We start from the raw sequence: 14,131 nt of genomic DNA on the forward strand, positions 1-14,131 counted from the left end.
GCCACACCGCATCAGGCGGCGATGAACTCGTTCCACTTGCGGATGAGGTAGGTGTTCTCATCCATCACCGCGTTCCAGCAGGCCACCCGGCCCATGCGTTGCTCATAGGAACCGCCGTCGCGCACCGTGCCCGCCTTCTCCAGCAGCGATCCGTCCGGCGCCTTGATGTCCTTCTCCGCCGGCTTGCCCTCCATCCAGTAGGCCCATTCGTAGGGCTCCATATGGGCCTTGGCCGTGCTGAGCACCGCCGAGTAGTAGCCCTGCCGGTTCAGGAAGGCGCCGGCCCAGCCGGACAGGAACCAGTTGATGAAGTCATAGGCCGCATCCAGCTTGCGCCCCTCCAGCGTGCGCGGGATGCCGAAGCCCGAGGCCCAGGCACGATAGCCCTCGCGCAGCGGCTGGAAGACGCAGGGGATGCCCTGCGAGCGCACCTTGGTCACGGCGGGCGACCACATCGACTGGATGACGGTCTCGCCCGAGGCCATCAGGTTCACGCTCTCGTTGAAGTCGCTCCAGAAGGCGCGGAACTGCCCCGCCTTCTTGGCCTCGGTGAGGATGCCGAGGGTCTTGTCGATCTCGGCCTTGGTCATGTTGCCCTTGTCGGCATAGGTGTGGGCGCCCAGCGCCTCCACCACCATCGCCGCGTCCATGATGCCGATGGAGGGGATGTTCAGGATCGAGGCCTTGCCCTTGAACTCGGGGTTCAGCAGCTCCTTCCAGCTCTCGATCGGGCGCTTGATCAGGTCGGGGCGGATGCCCAGCGTGTCGGCGTTGTAGGTGGTGGGGATCAGGCTCATCCACTCGGTCGGGCCATCGGCGAACTCCTTGGAGTTCCGCCCCTTCATGAACTGCACCTTCTTCGGCGCGGTGCCCTGCTCGCCGATCTTCCTGCCGTCGATCTCACCCTTGGTGAAGACCGGGGTAATGTTGTCGAACTCCTTGATCCGCTTCGCCTCGATGCCCTGCAGGTTGCCCGAGGGCGCGACGCGCTTGGCGGAGAAGTACTCCATGTCCAGCAGGTCGAAGGTGTTGGGCTGCGTCACCGCGCGGCGGATCACGTCATCCGTCACCACCGGGATGTATTCGATGGTGATGCCCAGGTCCTGCTTCACCTTGGCGGCTATCTCGGCGCTCTGGTTCACCGCCGTGCCGAGATAGCGCAGCGTCACCGGCTCCTGCGCATGCACCGCCGGGGCGGCCAGGCGGAAGGCACCGGCCGTGGCCAGGCCGCCCGCGGCGCCGAACAGCGCGCGGCGGCCCAGCGTCCCGAGGGCGCCCCGGGGGGAACCATGGGGCTTCGCGCCGTTCTTCCTGCTCTCGTTCATGAGCCTTGCTCCTCCGTGGCGGGTGCTGGTCGCCGCCGTGTCTGCGTCATGGCCATCCGGCCCACCGGACCGGGGATGGCGGAAAACCGCGCCGCGCTCAGGCCGGCAGCGCCTGGTCATGGGCGGGTACGCTCAGCCGGTGCGCGTCCGTGCCGCTCCAGCCCACCGTCACCGCCTCGCCCTGGCTCAGCGGCGCGGCCTCGAAGGCATCGTCGGGCAGGATGGCGGTCATCTCCGGCAGCGTGTCGCGATAGGTGCCCTCCCCGGCGAGGCGGAGCTGCACGAAGCTGCCCTGGTACTCGACCATGGCAACCCGGGCCGGCAGCCCGTCCATGCCGTTCTCGCCCGGCCAGCCGCGCGCCACCCGCATCCGGTCGGTCCGCACCGCGAAGGGCCCGCCCGCCCCGGGCAGGTCGATCACGTTGTGCCCGCCGATGAAGCGCGCCACGAAGGGCGTCGCGGGCCGCGAGAAGACCGTGCGCGGGTCGTCCGCCTGCTCGATCCGCCCGGCATTCATCACCACGGCGAGGTCGGAGAGCGCCATCGCCTCCTCCTGGCTGTGGGTGACATGGATGAAGGTGATGCCGAGCTCGTTCTGCAGCCGCTTCAGCTCCGCCCGCACCTGGATGCGCAGGAAGGGGTCGAGCGCCGAGAGCGGCTCGTCCAGCAGCAGCACGGAGGGTTCCGTCACCAGCGCCCGGGCCAGCGCGACGCGCTGCTGCTGCCCGCCCGAAAGCTGCGCCGGCAGGCGGCCGGCATATGCCTCCATATGGACGAGGCGCAGCATGGCCTCGGCCTTCGCCCGCCGCTCCGCCTTGCCCACGCCGCGCATGCGCAGGCCGAAGGCGACATTGTCCAGGCAGTTCAGGTGCGGGAAGAGCGCGTAGCTCTGGAACATCATCGCCGTCCCGCGCGCCGCCGGGGCCAGGCCGCCGACATTGCGCGGGCCGATCAGGATGTCGCCGTCGCTGATCTCCTCATGCCCGGCGATCATCCGCAGCGTGCTGGTCTTGCCGCAGCCGGACGGGCCGAGCAGGCAGCAATAGCTCCCCGCCGGGATGCGCAGGTCGATCCCCTCCACCGCCACCGCCCCATTGGGGTAGCGCTTGGTCACCTTCACCAGCTCGACACTCGCGCCGCGCATGAGCCCCCAGACCAATCCGTGTCCCCACCCCGAGGAACGCAAAGCCCGTGCCACTCCGCCCATTCCCGGAAGCATGGGTCAGGCGGGTTTTCAGGCGGCCAGCCCCGGGTGGAGGCTCCGCCTCCCCCGGTCCCCCTCCGCTCAGGGAGGCAAGGGCCTCCCCGAGACCCCGCCTCTCATTGGCACCGGTGGCAAGGTCAGCCTATGGCCTGATCCCTGGGAGCAGATGGATCGGCGGGGCTCCCGAAGAAGACGATCACCGTGCCTGCGCCGGCAGTCGCCGGAGAGTATCGCTCTCCGGCGCGATGCGGTGTCGGCGAGCGACAACGAACCGGGTCCGGCCCGCAGGGTCCTGGCGGATGGGGGGCCAAAGGGGAAAACATGGGGGAAGGCGGAGCCTTGCCCCCGGAGCGGCGGAAAACGCGGACAAGTGAACATTCTTTGTGCAGAACGGGCCGTAATGAAGCAGGCGCGGGGCAAACATGCACCGGATTCGCGGAGGAGGCTTGACCTTCCCGGAGAGGGAAGCCCCACCTCTGCTCCATGCCAGACGACCTTTCTTCCCGCACGGCGGACAGCGCTCCGGGCAACGGGCCCAGCCTCGACCTCCTGGTGGAGGGGATGACCTGCGCCTCCTGCGTGCGGCGGGTGGAACGTGCCCTGACCCGGGTGCCGGGCGTGGAATCGGCCCAGGCGAACTTCGCCACCGGCCATACACGGCTGCGCCTGCAACCCGGCACCGATCCCGCCGCGCTGGCGGATGCACTGGATGCGGCGGTGGAGAAGGCCGGCTATGCCGTGCTGCATCCGGCGCCCGGGGATGACGCCCCGGCCCCGCGCCAGCGGGCGGGATGGCTGCATCCCGCCCTGGCCGGGCTGCTCGCCCTGCCTTTCCTCCTCGGCATGATCGGCATGGGGCTGGGCCGCGACTGGATGCCGCCGCCCTTGGCGCAGTTCGTCCTGGCCACGCTGATGCAGTTCGGCATCGGCGCCGGGATCTATCGCAAAGCCTGGGGCGCGGTGCGGAGCCTCACCGGCAACATGGAACTGCTGGTCGCCATCGGCACCACGGCGGCCTGGGCGCTTTCCACCGTGCTGATGCTGAACGGGGGGCATCATCTGTATTTCGAGGCCTCGGCCCTGATCCTGGCCTTCGTCTCGCTCGGCCGCTTCCTGGAGGAACGCGCCCGCAACGCCGCCGCCGGGGCGGTGGAAACCCTGCTGAAGCTGCGCCCGGACACCGCGCTCCGCCTCGATGCGCAAGGGCAGGAGGAGGAGATCCCCACCGCCCGTCTGCGCCGGGGCGACCGCATCGCCATCCGCCCCGGCGCCCGCATCCCCGCCGATGCCGTGCTGGAGGACGGCGAGGCCGGGGTGGACGAATCCGCCCTGACCGGCGAATCCCGCGCCGTGGCCAAGAGCCCGGGCGACGCCCTGGCCGCCGGAACGGTGGTGCTGGACGGGCGGCTGGTGGCCCGCGTCACCGCCACGGGGAAGGACACGCGCCTCGCCCGCATCGCCGCGCTGGTGGAGGAGGCAGGCAGCAGCCGTGCCCCGATCCAGCGCCTCGCCGACCGGGTGAGCGCCGTCTTCGTGCCCGTGGTGCTGGCCATCGCCGCCGTCACCTTCCTCGGCTGGCTGCTGGCCGGGGCCGCCGCGCAGGTGGCGCTGCTGCATGCCGTGGCGGTGCTGGTGGTGGCCTGCCCCTGCGCCCTGGGCCTTGCCACCCCCGCCGCCGTGGTGGCCGGCACGGGCGCCGCCGCCCGCGCCGGTATCCTCCTGCGCGATGCCGAGGCGATCGAGCGCGCCCGTGGCCTCTCCATCGTCGCCTTCGACAAGACCGGCACGCTGACCGAGGGCCGGCCTCGCCTCGCCGCCCTGGTCCCGGCGGAAGGCGTGGCGCGGGAGGAGGCGCTGCGCCTCGCCGCGCGGCTCCAGGCGGGCAGCGAGCACCCCCTCGCCCGTGCCGTGCTGGCCGAGGCCGGCGGCACGCCGCAACCGGCGGAATCCTTCCGTGCCCTGCCCGGCCGTGGGGTGGAAGGGGTGGTGGAAGGCCGGCGCCTGCGCCTGGGCAGCGACCGGCTGCTGCCTCCGGGCGGCGCGCCGGAGGCTCTGGCCGCCGCCTCGGCGGAGCAGGCGGCGCTCGGCCACACGCAGTCCTGGCTGGTCGAATCCCGGCCGGAAGGCGAGTGCGTGCTGGCCCTGATGGGCTTCGAGGATGCCCCCCGCGCCGGCGCCGCCGAGGCGGTGGCACGGCTCCACGCCCTGGGCCTGCGCACCGCCATGCTGAGCGGCGACAACGAGGCCGCCGCGAAGGAAGCCGCGCGCCGCTTCAGCATCGACGAGGTCGCGGCCCGGCTGCTGCCGGAGGACAAGGCCGCCCGCCTGGCCGCCTGGCATGCCGAAGGGCGCCGCGTCGCCATGGTGGGGGATGGGGTGAACGACGCCCCGGCGCTCGCCGCCGCCGATCTGGGCATCGCCATGGGCGGCGGCACCGATGCTGCCTTCGCCGCCGCGCATCTGGCCTTGCTGCGCCCCGATCCGCGCCTCGTGCCCGCCGCGCTGTCCGTGCTGCACGCCACCTGGCGCACCATCGCGCAGAACCTCGGCTGGGCCTTCGCGTTCAATACCCTGGCCATCCCCGCCGCGGCGCTGGGCGGCCTGTCGCCGGCCCTGGCCGGTGGCGCCATGGCACTGTCCTCGCTGACCGTGCTCGGCAACGCGCTGCGCCTGACACGCTGGAAGCCGGAAGGGGAGACCGCTCGTGAACATCGGTGAGGCGGCCGCGGCCAGCGGCCTCAGCGCCAAGGCGATCCGCCGCTATGAGGAGGCCGGGCTGATCCGCCCGCGCCGCCTCGCCAATGGCAACCGCAGCTACAACGAACGCGACGTCGCCGCCCTGCGCTTCGCCCGCCATGCGCGGGAACTGGCCTTCCCGCTGGCCGAGGTGAAGCGCCTGCTGGAACTCTGGAGCGACGGCAGCCGCGCCAGCGCCGATGTCCGCGCCATCGCGCAGGAGCATATCCTGGCGCTGGAGGCCAAGGCCGCCTCTCTGCAGGCCATCGCCGGCAGCCTGCGGCAACTCGTTTCCTGCTGCCGGGGCGATTCCCGCCCCGACTGCCCCATCCTGGAGGAACTGGCGAAGTGATCGAACTGACGGTGAAGGGCATGGACTGCAACCACTGCGTCCATGCGGTGACAGAAGCGGTGAAGAGCGTGGACCCCGCCGCCAAGGTCGAGGTGGACCTGCCGACCGGCCGCGTCCGTGCCGAGACCGAGGCCGGCCGTGCCCGCCTCGCCGAGGCGATCCGCGCCGAGGGCTATGAGGTGGCGGAAGGCTGACCGGGGGGACACTCCACGGGGCGCGGCGGCCGTGGTCCACCCCCGGGGGACAAGGCTCCGCCTTTTCCCCCGGAACCCCCTTATCCGCCAGGAACCTGAGGTTCCTGGACCTCCCACCCGCTGGCTCCTGCTGAGGCAGATCACGCCGGAGAGCGATGCTCTCCGGCGACGGCCGGTACCACCAGCGCGGAGAAGGATTCTTTCTTTTTCGGAGCCCACTGATCCACCTGCGCTCAGGGATCGGACAGCAAACTGGCGGCCACCACCAGCGCCCACGAAAGCCCGGGGTCCGGGGACCGGCTTCGGTCCCCGGCGGTGAGGGGGTCCGGGGCGAGAGGCAGCGCCTCTCCCCCGGGGCAGCCACGAAGCGGAACGCCCAGAGCGGGGACAGGGGAGCTCCCGGTGCCGAAGACAGCAGGCACCAGAGCGTGAAGCCCCAGGGTTCCGCCGCGTGGTGCCTGCGCCTATATCGCTGCCGTGCTTATTCCCTTCCGCAAGATGCACGGACTCGGCAACGACTTCGTCGTGCTCGATGGCCGTGAGCAGCCCCTGCCCCTGACGCCCGGGCGCATCGCCGCCATCGGCGACCGCCGCCGGGGCGTCGGCTTCGACCAGCTCGTGGTGCTGGAACCGGCACCGGAAGGCAGCGACGTCTTCATGCGCATCGCCAACCCGGACGGTTCCGAGGCCGGGGCCTGCGGCAATGCCACGCGCTGCGTCGCCAGCCTGCTGATGGCCGAGACCGGACGGGATCGCGTCACCATCCGCACCCTCTCCGGCGCCCTGCCGGCGGAGGCGCTGCCGGACGGGCTGATCCGGGTGGATATGGGCCCACCGCGCCTCGGCTGGCGGGACGTGCCCCTGGCGCGGGAGGCGGACACGCTGCGCCTGCCGCTGGCCCTCGGCCCGGTTTCCGAACCCGCGGCCTGTTCCATGGGAAACCCGCACGCCACCTTCTTCGTCAAGGATCTGGCGGCGATCGACCCGGCGGCCCTCGGCCCGGTGCTGGAGCATGATCCCTGGTTCCCGGAGCGGGCCAATATCGGCTTCGCCCAGGTCCTGGCCCCGGATCAGATCCGGCTCGTGGTCTGGGAGCGCGGGGCCGGGCTGACCCTGGCCTGCGGTTCCGGGGCCTGCGCCACGCTGGTGAACGCGGCGCGGCGCGGGCTGACGGGGCGGGAGGCCACGGTGTCGTTGCCGGGCGGCGACCTGCGGATCGCCTGGCGGGAGGATGGGCATGTGCTGATGACCGGACCGGTCGCCACCGCCTACCGGGGCGAGATCGAGATCTGAGGGCGGCCCCGCCGCCCTTCGTTCCAGCGGCCCGGGCACCCGTTCCCGCCCCCATCCTCCGGGGCCGGTCGCCCAGGGCCATCATCGAGACACCGCTTTCCGGGCTCCTGGCCGGGGCGGCAAGGGAGGCAGGAATCGCATGGCGCTGAAGGATCTCTGGAACCGGCTGACCGGCCGCGCGCCAGCCACGGAAACCCCGACGGAAACCCCGCCCGGTGGGCTGCCGGAACCCTTCGAGCCACCGCCGCCCCCCGATGCGGCGGGCATCGACGTATGGTCCAACCCCCTCCCCGCCGTGGCCCCGGAAGGCGGCGTGCCCCTGGAGGCACTGGACCCGGCCGCCGCGGCCGAGGAGGAGGTGCAGGCCAGGCTGGCACAGACCCCGCCGCCCCTCGGGCATCCCGACCTTCCCCCGGCACCGGCACAGGCACCAGCAGCGCCCGCTTCCGTCCCAGGCGCCGTTTCCGGGGCGGGCCCGACCTCCCTCCCCGTGGCCTATGCACCATCGCCGCTCCCGGCCGTGGCCGCACCGCCTCCCGCTCCATCCGTGGCCTATGCGCCGCTGCCACCGGCCGTGCCCCCGGCTGCACCGGCGCCCGTGCCCGTCCCGCCGTCCCCCTTCGTGCCGCCCAGCGAGGCCGCCCGCCCCGCCGCACCGCCTCCGCCGCCGGTTCCCGGCTTCGCGGTGCCGCCCGCCGTGGCGCGGGCCGGGGAACCGGTGCCGGCACCACCGCCGGTCCGCGAGCCGCCGCCGCCCATCCCCGTCCCGCCGGACGAGGCGCCGGATGTGGAGGAACCACCCCCCGCCGAGATCCCCGGCATCCCCCCGGCGGAGGAGCCAACCACCCCGCCCCCGGTCCAGGAACCGCCCGCGGCGCCCGCCGGCTTCTTCGGGCGGCTCAAGGCCGGGCTGCAGCGTTCCACCCAGCGGCTGACGGAGAACCTCACCGGCCTCTTCACCAAGCGCCCGCTGGACGATGCGGCGCTGGAGGATCTGGAGGACACGCTGATCACGGCGGATCTGGGCGTCGCCGCCTCCCGCCGCATCGTCGAGGGCTTCCGCCGCACCCGCTTCGGCAAGGAGGTTTCGGACGAGGAGGTGAAGTCCGCCCTGGCCGGGGAGATCACCGAGATCCTCGCCCCGGTCGCCACGCCGCTGGTGCCGGAGCCCGGCACGAAGCCCTTCGTGGTGCTGATGGTCGGCGTGAACGGCACCGGCAAGACCACCACCATCGCCAAGCTTTCCGAACAATGGCGGGGCGAGGGCAAGCGGGTGATGCTGGCCGCCGGCGACACCTTCCGCGCCGCCGCGGTGGAACAGCTTCAGGTCTGGGGCAGCCGCACCGGCGCCCCGGTGGTGGCCCCGGCCAGGCCCGGCGCCGATGCCGCCGGCCTGGCGCATGAGGCGCTGGACCGCGCCGTGGCCAAGGGCATGGACGTGCTGCTGATCGACACCGCCGGGCGGCTGCACAACAAGGCCGGGCTGATGGAGGAACTGCGCAAGGTGGTGCGCGTCCTGAAGAAGAAGGACCCCGCCGTGCCGCACGCCACCATCCTGGTGCTGGACGCCACCACCGGCCAGAACGCCATCCAGCAGTGCAAGGTGTTCCAGGAGATGGTGGACATCACCGGCCTCGTGGTCACCAAGCTCGACGGCTCGGCCAAGGGCGGCGTCGTGGTGGCCCTGGCCCAGGAATTCGGCCTGCCCGTGCATGCGGTCGGCGTGGGCGAGAAGGCCGCCGACCTCCGCCCCTTCGATCCGCGCGACTTCGCCCGTTCGCTGGTCGGGCTGGCCTGATCCGGCCCCGCCCCACCAGCCTCAGTAGCTGAAGGGCACCCGCAGCCGGGCGCCGGGCACGATGTCCCGGAACTGGTCCCTGCGCCGTGCCAGATCGTCCTCGTCGATGCTGGGATTGCTGCCGGGCAGGCGCTGCGGCTCGAAGAGATCGGGGCCGAAGGAAGGGCGATTGTCGGCACCCTGGTCGCGCGGGCGCGGCGCCTCCATGTTGCGGTTCGGCATCGGCGCGATGTCATAGGGCCGGCTCGCCGCGGGCGGCGGGGGCGGGGGCGGTGCCTCCTGCTGCGCGGGCGGCGCCGCCCGGCGCTGTGGAGCCCGGCGCGGTGGCGGCTTCCGGCGCGGCGCGGCGGGGGCCGGCGTGGCGGAAGGACGCTCGGGCGCGGCCGCGCTGGCCGCCGGCGGCGTGGCCTCTCCTCCGGGCGCCTGGGCCTGACCAAGCATCGGCAGGGCAAGCATCGGCAGGGCAAGCAGCAGAAGTGGCAGGCTGCCCCGGTCTTTGGCGTTCATGTGGCATCTCCCGGCAGGCCGGCCGTGCCGCGTGGGTCCTCCGGCGGATTCTGGACGGCCATGGGCAGGGGTTCCAACCGTGTCGCATGCCAACTCCGCAACGCCCAGCGCACCGAGGGGAAGGCGAGCTCGTCCCAGGGGATGTCCTCCCAGCCGAAGCGGCGGACCTCCAGGCTTTCCGGCCCCGCCGCGAAGCCCGGCGCGGCCAAGCGTGCCCGGAAGAGGATCTGCACCTGGCCGATCCGGGCGATCGAATAGACCGCCAGGATGCCCTCCAGGGCGATCCGGGCCTGCGCTTCCTCCCAGGCCTCGCGCGCCGCCCCTTCCGCCGCCGTCTCGCCCAGTTCCATGTAGCCGGCGGGAATGGTCCAGAAGCCGCGCCGGGGCTCGATGGCCCGGCGGCAGAGCAGCACCGAATCCCCGTCCAGCGCCACCACGGCGCCGACCACGATCTTCGGGTTCTCATAGGCGATGAAGCCGCAGTCGGCGCAGGTCAGGCGGTCGCGCTCATCGCCCTCGTGTCGGATGCGTTCGAAGCGGCCACTCATGCTGTCATCATGTGATCCGGCTCAGGCCCCGGCAAGGCGGGCAGGGCGTCACGCCGAAAGCTGTGTTGGCCCCCAGGCGGATCGCGACGGTCACGCGGAGCCGTCATTCGCATGAGGCCGGGCCATGCCATGCCGCCGATAGGTTCGCCGCGAAGTCACCACCATGTGGACCGAACAAGTCCTGTTTAAAGGATCATGCAAAAACCGGATGAGATCGCATCATTTTCTTGATAGCAGCCGGCTTTTCCAGCCCGGATATTATGGAAGAGGGTTCAGGCGGCGCCGTGACGGGTCTATCATCCTCGCCGGGACAACGGATCTTCCCCCGGCGTCCACACCGAACGGACGGGAGATCACCCCGCATGTCCGAGGACACGCAGAGCTCCGCAACCCTGCATCTGGACTTCGACGGCCATGCCGTCGAGGCGCTGCCCGGAACCTCGCTGCTGCAGGCCTGGATGGCCGCCGGGCTGTCGCTGACGGAGAATGTCGGCTGCATGGGCCAGGGCGTCTGCGGGGCCTGCCGCGTGCTGGTGCGCCGGCCGGGACAGCGCCTGGCCAGCACGGCGCTGGCCTGCGAAATGCTGGCCGAGGAAGGGATGCAGGTCTCCTTCATCGACCATTTCCCGGCCCACCGCCCGCATGCCTATGACCTGCATGCGCTGACCGACAGCTGGACCGCGATCGACCAGATCGACGCCGTCTTCCCCGAGGCCAAGCACTGCCGCCACTGCAACGGCTGCGACCGCGCCTGCCCCAAGGGGATCGAGGTGCAGCGCATGGTCAACCTCGCCGCCGTGGGGCAGGCCAATGCGGCCGCCGAACTCTTCGACCATTGCGTGCTCTGCAACCTCTGCGTCGCCGCCTGTCCGGAGCATATCGACCCGGCGCATCTGGGCCAGTTCGTGCGGCGGATGAACGCCTCGCTGACGCTGCGCCCCTCCGACCTGATCATGCGGCTGCACGAGATCGAGGACGGGCGGCAGCCGATCGACTTCGATGCGCCCGGCGCCAATCCGCCCCCGAAGGGAGCCGCCGCATGAGCGCCGCCGGAATCCCCCATGCCCAGGCGCTGGAAGCCTGGCGCGCCGCCTCCCCCGCCCCGGCCAGGGCGCTGGACCTGCCGGTGCCGGAACTGCTGTCCGCCTATCATCCGGACCGCCAGCCGGGCGCCATGGTGACGCTGCGGGTCGGCGCCAGTGCCGGCCAGGAATGCCCGGCCATCCTGGCGGACCTGCTGCAGGCGGATTCGCTGCTGGAGGATGTGGACATCGCCGGCGCCCCGATGCTGGACGCGGACGTGCTGGTGATCGGCGGCGGCGGCGCGGGCTGCGTCGCGGCGCTGACCGCCGCGCGGGCCGGGGCGCGGGTGCTGCTCGCCACCAAGCTGCGCATCGGCGACAGCAACACGGTGATGGCGGAGGGCGGCATCCAGGCCGCGGTCGGCGCCGAGGACAGCCTGCAACGGCATTTCGAGGACACGCTGCGCGCCGGCCACTTCGCCGCCGACAAGGAACTGGTGGCGGCGCTGGTCTCCGGCGGGCCGGCGGCGATCCGCTGGCTGATCCAGGAGGGGATGAGCTTCGACCTCACCGAGGGCAGCCAGCGCATGGGCGGCACGCTGCTGCGCAAGAAGCCCGGCGGCGCCACCGCGGCCCGGCTGCTCTCCTACCGCGACTTCACCGGGCTGGAGCTGATGCGGGCGCTGCGCGAGGCGACGCTGCTGCAACCGGGGATCACCATCCTCGACCGCCATCCGGCGCTGGAACTGCTGAGCGACGACCGCGGCCGCTGCGCCGGGGCGGTGCTGCACGACTTCGCGCATGGCCGCCCGGTGCTGGCCCGGGCCGGGGCGGTGGTGCTGGCCACCGGCGGCTCCGGGCGGCTGCACCTCGCGGGCTTCCCGACCTCGAACCACTACGGCGCCACGGCGGACGGGCTGGTGCTGGCCTATCGCCTCGGCGCCCCGTTGCGGGAGGTGGACAGCTTCCAGTACCACCCGACCGGCATCGCTTGGCCTCCGCATATGGAGGGTGCCCTGGTCAGCGAGGCGGCACGCTCCTCCGGCGCCTTCCTGGTGAACGGGAAGGGCGAGCGCTTCGTGGACGAGCTGCAGCCGCGCGACGTCGTGGCCTCCGCCATCCTGCGCGAGATCGCCGAGGGCCGGGGCGTGGAACGCGATGGCAAGGTGGGGATCTTCCTCGACACGCCGACGCTGGAGAAGGGCAAGCCCGGCATCCTGGAGAAGAGCCTCGTCACCCTGCGCCATCTCGCCCATCGCGGCGGCTTCGATCCGGCCGAGGAACCCTTCCTGATCCGCCCGACGCTGCACTACCAGAATGGCGGCGTGGTGATCGACCCGGAAGGCCACACCGCCATCCCCGGCCTGCTCTGCGCGGGGGAGGTGACGGGCGGGCTGCACGGACGCAACCGCATGATGGGCAATGCCCTGCTGGAGCTGGTGGTCTTCGGCCGCCATGCCGGTGCCGGGGCCGCGGCCGAGGCGCGTGTGGAACGGCCGCGCAATGTGGGCCTGACGCATCTCGCCGACTGGCGCCGGGCCCTGGTGACGCAGGGCCTGCCCCTCACCCGCAAGGCGCCGATGATCTTTCCGCCCTACGGCAACTTCGATGCCGTCACCGACCGGGGGATGGCCGCATGACCGCCGTGCTCACCGCCGAGGCGATCCGGGTCGGCCCGGACCTCGCCGCCTGGCTCAGGGCCGGGGGCGGCCAGGGGCTGGAACGCGCCCTCGCCGATCCCGGCGGCATCATTCCCGCGCTGGAGGCGTCCGGGCTGCGCGGACTGGGCGGTGCCGGCTTCCCCACCCACCGCAAATGGGCCGCCGTGGCGGCGCAGCCGCCTTTCCCCGGGGGCGGCGGCAAGTGGATCATCTGCAACGGCAATGAGGACGAGCCCGGCACCTTCAAGGACCGCTTTCTGCTCTCCCGCACGCCGCATCAGGTGATCGAGGGCGCGCTGATCGGCGCCCTGGCGGTGAAGGCGAACCGGATCGCCCTCTACGTCAACCCGCGCGAGACCGCCTCCGTGAAGGCGCTGCGCGCCGCCGCCGATGCCTGGCGCGCGCATCCGCTGCTGGCCCGCGTCGCGGAATCCGTCGGCACGCCGCTGCAGCTCCGTGTCTGCGAAAGCTCCGGCCTCTATGTCGGCGGGGAGGAGACGGCGGCGGTGGCCAGCGTCATGGGCGGCTTCCCCTTCCCGTCGCTGAAGCCGCCCTTCCCGGCGGAAAAGGGCGTGGATGGCGCGCCGACGCTGCTGAACAATGTCGAGACCTTCGCCCATGTTCCCCACATCCTCCGCCATGGCGCGGCATGGTACCGGGGGCTGGGCATCGGAGAGGCGGTGGGCACCAAGCTCTACTCGCTGTCCGGCGACGTGCTGCGGCCGGGCCTGCACGAGTTGCCGATGGGCACCTCGCTGCGGGAGCTGGTCTTCCGCTGTGGCGGCGGCATGCTGGCCGGCAAGGCCTTCAAGGCGGTCTTCACCGGCGGCCCGTCCAACACGCTGCTGACCGACCGTGACCTCGACGTCGCACTGGATTTCGACAGCCTGCGCGCCCGCGGCTCGCGCCTTGGCACCGGCGCCATGATCGTGGTGGGCGAAGGCACCAGCATCCTGCGCAAGACGGCGGAATACGTCGCCTTCTTCGCGGCGAGCTCCTGCGGCCAGTGTCCCTCCTGCAAGATCGGCACGCACCAGGTCTCGCGCATCCTCGAACGCATCGAGGCCGGGGCCGGCCGCCCCACCGATCTCGCGGCGCTGGAGAACCTGACACGGCTCCTGCCCGGCTCCGGCCGCTGCGGGCTGGTGGACGGCGCAGCCACGGTGCTGGCCAGCTCCCTCGCCACCTTCCGGAACGAGTACGAACGGGCCCTCGGCCTGGACTGAACCGCCCTTGCGTCGCGCTTCGTGTCCAGCCCCGGGGGAGAGGCGCTGCCTCTCCCGCCGGACCCCCTCTCCGCCGGGGACCGAAGCCGGTCCCCAGACCCCGGGCTTTCGTGGGCGTCGGTGGCTGCCGTCAGTCTGCTGGCTGATCCCCGGGCGCAGGTGGATCCGCGGGTCTCCCGAAAAGAAGAAAAACACCCTCTCTGCACTGGTGGCACCGGCAGTCGCCGGAGAGCCATGCTCTCCGGCGTGATCTGGCCGCAGCAGG

12 protein-coding genes are annotated in these 14,131 nt (G+C 72.1%); 8 read left to right on the forward strand and 4 right to left on the reverse strand.

Annotated features, from left to right (window positions below):
- Positions 1-11 precede the first annotated feature (11 nt).
- Together MVG78_RS02935 and MVG78_RS02940 are read right to left on the reverse strand one after the other, a co-directional pair.
- The gene (locus MVG78_RS02935; protein ID WP_247558051.1) at positions 12-1,325 is read right to left on the reverse strand and encodes an ABC transporter substrate-binding protein; all 1,314 of its coding nucleotides are present in this window, start codon (positions 1,323-1,325) and stop codon (positions 12-14) included.
- Between the two features lie 97 nt (positions 1,326-1,422).
- Complete coding sequence (locus tag MVG78_RS02940; protein ID WP_247558053.1) at positions 1,423-2,469, reverse strand: ABC transporter ATP-binding protein; 1,047 nt, start codon at positions 2,467-2,469, stop codon at positions 1,423-1,425.
- A gap of 543 nt (positions 2,470-3,012) precedes the next feature.
- Between MVG78_RS02940 and MVG78_RS02945 the strand changes: the two genes are divergently transcribed.
- From MVG78_RS02945 to ftsY, 5 genes are all read left to right on the forward strand, one after another.
- The gene (locus MVG78_RS02945; protein WP_247558055.1) at positions 3,013-5,247 is read left to right on the forward strand and encodes a heavy metal translocating P-type ATPase; all 2,235 of its coding nucleotides are present in this window, start codon (positions 3,013-3,015) and stop codon (positions 5,245-5,247) included.
- The gene (locus MVG78_RS02950) at positions 5,234-5,617 is read left to right on the forward strand and encodes a MerR family transcriptional regulator (RefSeq protein WP_247558057.1); all 384 of its coding nucleotides are present in this window, start codon (positions 5,234-5,236) and stop codon (positions 5,615-5,617) included. The genes MVG78_RS02945 and MVG78_RS02950 overlap by 14 nt, the downstream gene beginning before the upstream one ends.
- The gene (locus MVG78_RS02955) at positions 5,614-5,811 is read left to right on the forward strand and encodes a heavy-metal-associated domain-containing protein (protein WP_247558058.1); all 198 of its coding nucleotides are present in this window, start codon (positions 5,614-5,616) and stop codon (positions 5,809-5,811) included. The genes MVG78_RS02950 and MVG78_RS02955 overlap by 4 nt, the downstream gene beginning before the upstream one ends.
- 477 nt (positions 5,812-6,288) lie before the next feature.
- Positions 6,289-7,104 carry a diaminopimelate epimerase gene (dapF, locus tag MVG78_RS02960; protein WP_247558060.1) on the forward strand — a complete coding sequence of 272 codons (816 nt, stop codon included), beginning with the start codon at positions 6,289-6,291 and terminating at the stop codon, positions 7,102-7,104.
- A 910-nt stretch (positions 7,105-8,014) separates the two neighbouring features.
- Entirely contained in the window at positions 8,015-8,902 is an 888-nt protein-coding gene (gene ftsY, locus MVG78_RS21915) for a signal recognition particle-docking protein FtsY (RefSeq protein ID WP_428480798.1), read from the forward strand.
- A 21-nt stretch (positions 8,903-8,923) separates the two neighbouring features.
- Here the strand turns inward: ftsY and MVG78_RS02970 are convergent, their stop codons facing one another.
- Positions 8,924-9,409 (reverse strand): hypothetical protein, encoded by a 486-nt coding sequence (locus MVG78_RS02970; RefSeq protein ID WP_247558062.1) that lies wholly within the window; start codon positions 9,407-9,409, stop codon positions 8,924-8,926.
- Entirely contained in the window at positions 9,406-9,957 is a 552-nt protein-coding gene (locus MVG78_RS02975) for an NUDIX hydrolase (protein ID WP_247558064.1), read from the reverse strand. The genes MVG78_RS02970 and MVG78_RS02975 overlap by 4 nt, the downstream gene beginning before the upstream one ends.
- Positions 9,958-10,319: 362 nt before the next feature.
- On the opposite strand from MVG78_RS02975, the gene MVG78_RS02980 reads away from it, so the two are divergent.
- The 3 genes from MVG78_RS02980 to MVG78_RS02990 are packed head-to-tail and all read left to right on the forward strand — an operon-like array spanning position 10,320 to position 13,866.
- Positions 10,320-11,000, forward strand: coding sequence for a 4Fe-4S dicluster domain-containing protein (locus tag MVG78_RS02980; protein WP_247558066.1), 681 nt, complete (start codon positions 10,320-10,322; stop codon positions 10,998-11,000).
- On the forward strand, positions 10,997-12,619 hold the full coding sequence (locus tag MVG78_RS02985; RefSeq protein WP_247558068.1) for an FAD-dependent oxidoreductase: 1,623 nt from the start codon (positions 10,997-10,999) through the stop codon (positions 12,617-12,619). Before MVG78_RS02980 ends, MVG78_RS02985 begins: the two co-directional genes overlap by 4 nt.
- On the forward strand, positions 12,616-13,866 hold the full coding sequence (locus MVG78_RS02990) for a complex I 51 kDa subunit family protein (RefSeq protein WP_247558069.1): 1,251 nt from the start codon (positions 12,616-12,618) through the stop codon (positions 13,864-13,866). Before MVG78_RS02985 ends, MVG78_RS02990 begins: the two co-directional genes overlap by 4 nt.
- Positions 13,867-14,131: the final 265 nt, after the last annotated feature.

Origin of the sequence: Roseomonas gilardii subsp. gilardii (assembly GCF_023078375.1) — a bacterium.
Taxonomy (GTDB): Bacteria; Pseudomonadota; Alphaproteobacteria; order Acetobacterales; family Acetobacteraceae; genus Roseomonas; species Roseomonas gilardii.

Excerpts from the sequence above, each read along its gene's own strand:
- MVG78_RS02935 (WP_247558051.1), bottom strand. The coding sequence starts at position 1,325 with ATGAACGAGAGCAGGAAGAACGGCGCGAAGCCCCATGGTTCCCCCCGG.
- MVG78_RS02940 (WP_247558053.1), bottom strand. The coding sequence starts at position 2,469 with ATGCGCGGCGCGAGTGTCGAGCTGGTGAAGGTGACCAAGCGCTACCCC.
- MVG78_RS02945 (WP_247558055.1), top strand. The coding sequence starts at position 3,013 with ATGCCAGACGACCTTTCTTCCCGCACGGCGGACAGCGCTCCGGGCAAC.
- MVG78_RS02970 (WP_247558062.1), bottom strand. The coding sequence starts at position 9,409 with ATGAACGCCAAAGACCGGGGCAGCCTGCCACTTCTGCTGCTTGCCCTG.
- MVG78_RS02975 (WP_247558064.1), bottom strand. The coding sequence starts at position 9,957 with ATGAGTGGCCGCTTCGAACGCATCCGACACGAGGGCGATGAGCGCGAC.
- MVG78_RS02980 (WP_247558066.1), top strand. The coding sequence starts at position 10,320 with ATGTCCGAGGACACGCAGAGCTCCGCAACCCTGCATCTGGACTTCGAC.
- MVG78_RS02985 (WP_247558068.1), top strand. The coding sequence starts at position 10,997 with ATGAGCGCCGCCGGAATCCCCCATGCCCAGGCGCTGGAAGCCTGGCGC.
- MVG78_RS02990 (WP_247558069.1), top strand. The coding sequence starts at position 12,616 with ATGACCGCCGTGCTCACCGCCGAGGCGATCCGGGTCGGCCCGGACCTC.